The organism is Paenibacillus typhae (genome assembly GCF_900099765.1).
Lineage (GTDB): Bacteria > Bacillota > Bacilli > Paenibacillales > Paenibacillaceae > Paenibacillus_AQ > Paenibacillus_AQ typhae.
In genome coordinates, this window is the sequence record NZ_FNDX01000079.1 from 1 (window position 1) to 6,991 (window position 6,991).

Consider the following 6,991-nt stretch of genomic DNA (forward strand, 5'->3'; position numbering starts at 1 on the left):
CCTACCCCGCAAGAGGTAGCGAGAGCTTTACGAAACTGTACAACAAGCGAACGGCCGTGGAACGAGTTTTTGCGTACCTCAAAGAGTATTTTGGCATGAAACGTACACGTCATCGCGGTGTCCGGGCAGGTGTGGATTTCCAGCTCAGTACACTGGCCTACAATTTGAGTAAGTTTGCGCTAGACAAGTTGAACAAGCAGTTAAACAGTTTCCAGAAAGTAGCCTGATTTTTTTTAAAAACGATCTCAAAAATTTTGGCCCAGTCTTGCTACTCAACAAACTGAATTATGAAATTGACTCCGGAATACACTTAAACGGGCATTGGGCTGAAAAAGTGGCATTTTAAGTGTATGGAGTGCAATTAAGCAAGGGTGAGGGAAGCAAAAGGTAGCCAGAATAGAAAATAAAGGGAACCTTTCCCGTATTAACAGGGTCATATGAAGTGAGGTGAAGCGCTTGGAACTAAATGGACTGAAGAGTAAATTCAAGGGTGAGCTGCAGGCTGGTTTGAATGATGAGGAGAGGGCTGAGCAAAAGAATGGGCTGAAGAATGGGCTGGAGCATAAGCTCAAGCTTGCCGAAGCCATGGATGAAGAACAGCTGCGGCAGATTATGAGCCTGTACGGCAATGATATCTGGAATTATATCTATTACCTGACCCAAAATACCGAACAGGCAGATGATCTCGCGCAGGAGGTATTTGTGAAATGCTTCTACCGGATCGGTACGTACAGGGGAACGGCCAGCCTGAAGGGCTGGCTGCTGACGATTGCGCGGAACACCGTGTTCTCATACCGGAAGTCGCGGTTTTTCCGCACCGGACTATGGGGCGGCGAGGTACAGAGTCTGACGCCCGCAGGCCCGAAGCAGCAGGGAGCACAAGCGGAAGCCGGACGGCTGCTCGGCACAACACGCTCGGCGGAGATGGAATACATGGGGAATCAGCAGACGAAGGACATCTGGAGCATTATTATGAAGCTGCCGGATAAGCTGCGCGAGGTGCTGGTGCTGGACCTCAAGGCAGAGCTGTCCATTAATGAAATTGCCGGACTGACCGGTCTGCCGCCGGGAACCGTCAAATCGCGGCTGCACCGGGCACGCCGCAAAGTCCAGGATAAAATAAGGGGGTTACAATGATGGATGAACGTGAGCCGCAGTGGTATGAGCAGGCCCGTAAGGGGCCGTTTCAGGATGCCAGGTTTACCGATTCCTCTGCCGAGCAGGTGATGCGGAGGCTGCGGACAGAATCCGAACCGGCCCGTCCCCGCTCCCGGCGCATGCCAAGGCTGGCGGTTATGGCTGCCGTCATCCTGCTGCTGCTGGCTGGAGCCGCAACTCTTTACTTGAAGCTTGGCCCATCTGGAGCAGAGACTCCCGCAGGTGTTACCCTGCCTGTGGAGGACAAGGCTGAGCTTACAGATGAAGCGCTAAAAAAGATTGCAGAGCAGCTGATCCTAAAGCAGCTTGGCCGGAAAATCCCCTTCGAAAAGCTGGAGCATGAGCAGCGTACAGGACGCGTACAACTTGTATACAGTGAATACAGCAAAGCCTATGCGATGCTCAGGCTTAATGCGGAGACAGGGGAAGCGGACGCATACACGATGAATGCAGCATTTGGAGCGGAAGCAATCGACAGCAAGCTTATCAGTGATGCCAGAGAGAAGCTGCAGGAGCTGGGCTACACAGGAGAATTCTCCGTTACCGGGTCTACGCGTTATGTGGACTACGGGCGCTCACCGGATCATAGCGTACAGGTTCAAAACGTCATTACCGCTGCGGATGCTGCCATTAATTTTACGAACGGAGCTTACGAGCGTGCTTATTTCGAGATGGATCAGAACGAGGTCATTGAGGAGCTTAAACAAGCCGGACTGGAAGCGCTCGGAATGCTTAGATCCAGCAGCTTGGAAGATCAGTTAACCAGAGTTATCCGTACCACCGCAGAAGGTGCAGGCGATGAAATATCTTTATATTATGGAGACGGCCGGGGCGGAGATACCTTTGTAACCTTTGATTATGCAACCTCGGCTGTTCTGGATGTAGCTGACTATGCACTGAACCTTGCGGATCTGGGTGACTCCCGGACTGACGAGGAACGGGATGAGCTGCTGCTCAGCAAGGACAACGCTATCCTCCAGAGCACAGCTGCAGTTATCGCGGACAGACTGTACGGAGTTAAGCTGAAGGAGGATTACACGCTGATTAAAAACGAACCAAGGCCGGGTGTGATCACTTTTGAGAGCCATAGCGGCGGGCCAACCATTGAAGCAGCTTATAACATGGATGGCGTCATGTACAGCTTCAGTATAAAGAGAGCAAGCAACACACTATAATAATGAAGAAATATATTCTGGCAATGGAAGAGACGCAGGCCTGCAGCAGGCTGTGTCTCTTTTTTCTATTAAAGTATTTCTCGGGGTCCCCGCAAAGGACTTGATCAGCTTTCGTGTAAAGGCTCCACTTTGTGGGGTTATTTTGCGTAACTAAATAACAATTGCTATACTAGATAAATCTGAACTTTTACAAAAAAGTGGAATTTAGTTAACAGAAATATAGTATGGAAGTAAGAGGGATCTCTATGAACAAGCAAAATAACAGGCTGCTGCCGCTGCAGTTCTATGTGGTAGCAGGACTGGTCTGGCTGAAGCTGCTGCTGCTGCGGGTACTGTTTTTTGAACGGATCGCCTGGGAATGGATTGCCATGGACCTTGCGCCGGTGCTGCTGATTATGGGGGTTCTGACTGTGCTGCTGCCGCGGCGGATGAAGACAGGAGCCTACTGGAGCTTCAATGTCATCCTGTCGCTGCTGCTGTTTGCGGCCAGTGTGTATTTTAACCATTTCGGGTCGGTCCCGACTTATCTGGCTTTTTATGAGCTGAACCAGGTATTCCAGGTTAAAGAAAGTGTGGAATCGACGATCCAGCCGGTGGATTACCTGTTCTTCGCTGATCTTGTAATAGTGGCCACCCTTGCGGGAATACGCAGATGGCAGCGGGGGCCGGCTTATCAGAGCCGGAGCTACAGCGGCGGTACACGCCCGGCTTCCTCGAGAATCCAGCTTGTTGTCATTCTGGTGGCCATTATCGGCGGGGGGTTACTCTCGGCATACTCCGTACATGCCGCACGCAGCATCACCAACGAGCTGGTGCAGGCGGAAAGCGCGGGGTTCCTGAACTATGAGCTGGTAGCAGCACTCAAAGCGCAGGAGGATAACGGGCTGATCGGCACGGGCGATATTAATGAAACGGTTGCCAAAATAAACAATCTTGAAGCGTCCTATCCCTACAGCAGCAAGCCAGCCGGAACGGTTCCGGACTATTTTGGCTCGCAAAAGGGTAAAAATGTGATCGTCATCCAGCTGGAGGCGTTCCAGAACTTTCCGCTGCATCAGTCACTGGACGGACAAGAGCTGACGCCGGTGCTGAACAGCCTGGCGGGAGAGGGCTTTTATTTCCCGCAGGTCTATCAGCAGATTGGCCCGGGCAACACGTCGGATGCCGAGTTTATGAGCAATACATCGATCTATCCGATCGGCACGCTTGCGATGTCCACCGGCTTCGCTGACCGTGAGCTGCCGAGCCTGCCGCGGCTGCTGCGGAGCAAGGGCTATGAGGCGTACACCTTCCACGTGAATAAGATAGGCTTCTGGAACCGCAATGAGCTGTATCCGGCATTGGGCTTTAACGGGTATTACGACAAGGGCGATTTCGTCAACGACCATTTTAATTCGTTCGGCGCCTCGGACGAGCAGCTGTATATTACCGCTGTAGATAAGCTGGCGGAGCTGAACCGGCAGGGAACGCCGTTCTATGCGCAGCTTGTGACGGCTTCCAGCCACCATCCGTTCAAGGTTCCGGACAGCTTCCGGAGGATCACTATGCCGGATTCGCTGGAAGGCACCATGCTGGGCGATTATCTGACAGCAATCAACTACACGGACTATGCGGTGGGCACGTTAATTGATGGGCTGAAGCAGCAGGGGCTGTGGGACAATACGGTGCTGGTGCTTTACGGTGACCATTTCGGCCTGCAGCCGCAGGATGTGCCGCCCGAGCAGGTCGAGGAAGCGCTGGGCATCCCGTATGATTCAAGGATCAGCCGGTTCAATATTCCACTGATTGTGCATGTACCGGGCATGACCGGGGGGCAGGAAATAGAGCGCACCGGAGGACAGCTCGATATTCTCCCGACCGTAGCCAATCTGCTGGGGCTCGATCTGAAAGCGGAAGGCTTTACGGCCTTTGGGCATGACCTGCTTAATATAGAGCGCAATGTGATCGGGATGAGGTACTACATGCCTTCCGGCTCTTTTTTTAACGATGAGATTATGTTTGTTCCGGGTAAAAGCTTCGCTGACGGTACCGCCGTCTCGCTGGATACCCTCCAGCCTGTAGCGGACTACAGCCAATATGAGGGAGATTATAACTATATTCTGCAGCTGCTGGGCCTGTCCGATGAATATGTGAAGCTGCTGCCGCAGCGCTAGGAGGAGCTATGAAAAGAGTATTAAAGCCGCAGGTTCTGGTCACCCTGGCCGGAGGCGGACTGATTCTGTATCTGCTGTTTTTGCAGCCGTTTGTCGGGGTGGCCGATAATGGCGATTTTTTGCGCATGATGAATACGATCGGCCTGAACTATTATAATGCTGCGGAGAGCTATGCCGACCGCTTTTTCAGCTATAGCCACTCGCAGTTTGCTTACGACAACTTGTTCAGGGGCTTTTATCCGTCCTCGCAGATCCTGCTGGTGCTTATCCCCCGGCTTCTGGCCGGGCTGGTTCACGGCAGTTATTTTGATATCCGGGTGCTCGGGGCGGTCTATGCCGTGCTGCTGCTTGCCGCGACCTGGCTGACCGTGAAGCTCGGGGCCAAGCACTCCGCTGTTATGGGACTGTTGCTCGGGGCCGGGATGCTGTTTGTTTTTTATGATATCGGGTATCTGGCCTATTTCAACTCGCTGTTCGGCGAGCCGGTGTCGATGGTGTTTATGCTGCTGACCTTTGTCCTCGGGCTGAGGCTGACGATGCAGGACCATCCGACCCGCCGGGGGCTGACGCTGTTCTTCGTTGCTGTGCTGTTTCTTGTCTGCTCCAAAATCCAGAACGCGCCGGTGGGCCTTGCGTTTATGCTGATTTTTTGGCGTCTCGGTTCCCTTCAGAGAGAAGGGGGCTTCGGGAAGCTGGCCAGGCGGTTTGCTGTAGCGGTAGCGGTTGTATCGGTCATTCTGTACGTGACGGCTCCCAAGGAGCTGAAGCATATTAATCTGTACCAGACGGTATTCTTCGGAATTCTGAATGAGTCCCCGGATGTGCGCGGCGATCTGCGCGATCTCGGGCTGCCGGAGCGGCTTGAGGTGCTGGCGGGAACAAACTATTTTCAGGGGGATACGGCGATCAAGCAGGATGATCCTTCGCTGACGCCGGATTTCTATGACCGGATCTCGCATAAGGATGTCCTTTTCTTCTATTTAAAACACCCCTCGCGGCTGATAGATAATATGGAGTATGCGGCACAGAACAGCATGTCCATCCGTCCCTATTATCTTGGAAGCTATGAGAAAAGTCTGGGTAAGCCCGCAGGGGCAGTGGCCTATACATACAGCGGGTGGAGTGAGTTCAAAAACAGGCATCTGCCGGATTCGCTCTGGTTCCTGGGCCTCTTTTATCTGGTCTATTATGCAGGAGTATTGTTCTATTATTTCCGTGCCAGGGAGCTCCGTGAACGGGTTGCCGGAGAGCTGCTCATGCTGCTGGGTCTGATCGGGCTATTCTCTTTCCTGGTGCCGATTCTCGGTGACGGCCGGGCGGATATCGGCAAGCATCTGTTCCTGTTTAATGTGAGCTTTGATATGATGGCCGTCGTTATGCTGGGCGGCATTGTGCGTATTGCTGCAGAATTAATGGGGCGTAAGAATGGGACTTTGGGCAATTGACCCGTGGTTCATAATCGAATACAATGTGTTTGGAACTTAAGTAAAAGATTAACAATGGCTTACAGCCTCAACTGAGTAAGGGGGCCGCTATGGAAAATGACGAACACAGGGACCGAATCGAGCAGGCAAGACAGGAGCTGAACCGGCTGGCTCTTGAGTATGGAGTGCAGGATCTCAGAGTCCTCCGCCAATCCGTTAAGCTGGATGCGCTGCTGAATGAGTATACGGACTGTCTCACCGACAAGGATGACATGCCCTATTAGCATAAGAGAAAAGCATTGTATATCTTGGACATTTGGACGGCCGGGCCGTCTGGGTGTCTTTTTTTATGGAAACCTTTGATTTGGCGGAAAGTGGGCTGTCCAAAGAAACTAATTGGATTTTTGCCACTTAAATTCCTGATTTATCGGACTTTACGGTAACTAAGTGGAATAATGCTACTTAAATCGGGGAGTATCGGCCGTATGGAGTGAATTGGGATCGTTTAGGTGGCGTTTTTCCAACTAATATTCCAAAAAGGCTGCATAGTTGAAAAATAGATGGCAAAAATCCACTTAGTCGCATGACATGAACGTACCGATGAGCGCACGTATACACATATGAATGAACGACCTTATAAGCAAGCTGATCTTACATATCGAATAAAAGTTAGTTTTATAGAGGTTATGAGTAACAACTTACTAAGAGTGCTCCGGCGGCGGTTTGCTGCCCGGGGCACTCTTTTTTTGTGTTAGGCGTGCCCAGAGGCACGCATTATCTAGTTGGTGCAAGTCCAACCAAGAGAGGGGCCAAGCCACTCTTGTAGCTAGGATGCTTGCGCATGGCGAAATCTGTGTGTAAAAGCGCATCGACAAAAGTACCGGTCAGAGACCGGGCGAGCAACAACCCAGGCCGCAACATCAAGTGAATCCTGCCGCGTCGTCAAAAAGGCCCTGCAAAGGGGAAAAGAGGGAGCCGAGTCTCGCTAAACTGGACGAAGGCCATGGAAGCTGTAAAGAACTTGGTACAACAGCGAAGAACCCTCCGGCGTAGAGGGAACGGCATGGTTTGAAAGATAATG

At 52.0% G+C, this 6,991-nt stretch carries 6 protein-coding genes; all 6 read left to right on the forward strand.

Annotated elements, in window-relative coordinates; all coding sequences use genetic code 11:
- On the forward strand, window positions 1-227 hold a 227-nt coding region (locus BLR64_RS29690), incomplete at its 5' end, for a transposase (protein WP_139172150.1).
- 229 nt (window positions 228-456) lie between these two features.
- Entirely contained in the window at window positions 457-1,137 is a 681-nt protein-coding gene (locus BLR64_RS29695; protein ID WP_244157884.1) for an RNA polymerase sigma factor, read from the forward strand.
- A complete protein-coding gene (locus BLR64_RS29700; protein ID WP_139172152.1) occupies window positions 1,134-2,333 on the forward strand; it encodes a hypothetical protein in 1,200 nt (399 codons plus the stop codon). The genes BLR64_RS29695 and BLR64_RS29700 overlap by 4 nt, the downstream gene beginning before the upstream one ends.
- Window positions 2,334-2,578: 245 nt before the next feature.
- Complete coding sequence (locus BLR64_RS29705; protein WP_090720304.1) at window positions 2,579-4,486, forward strand: LTA synthase family protein; 1,908 nt, start codon at window positions 2,579-2,581, stop codon at window positions 4,484-4,486.
- A gap of 8 nt (window positions 4,487-4,494) precedes the next feature.
- Complete coding sequence (wsfD, locus tag BLR64_RS29710; RefSeq protein ID WP_090720306.1) at window positions 4,495-5,931, forward strand: glycan biosynthesis hexose transferase WsfD; 1,437 nt, start codon at window positions 4,495-4,497, stop codon at window positions 5,929-5,931.
- An 89-nt stretch (window positions 5,932-6,020) separates the two neighbouring features.
- On the forward strand, window positions 6,021-6,194 hold the full coding sequence (locus tag BLR64_RS29715; protein ID WP_090720308.1) for an aspartyl-phosphate phosphatase Spo0E family protein: 174 nt from the start codon (window positions 6,021-6,023) through the stop codon (window positions 6,192-6,194).
- The last annotated feature ends 797 nt before the right edge of the window (window positions 6,195-6,991 follow it).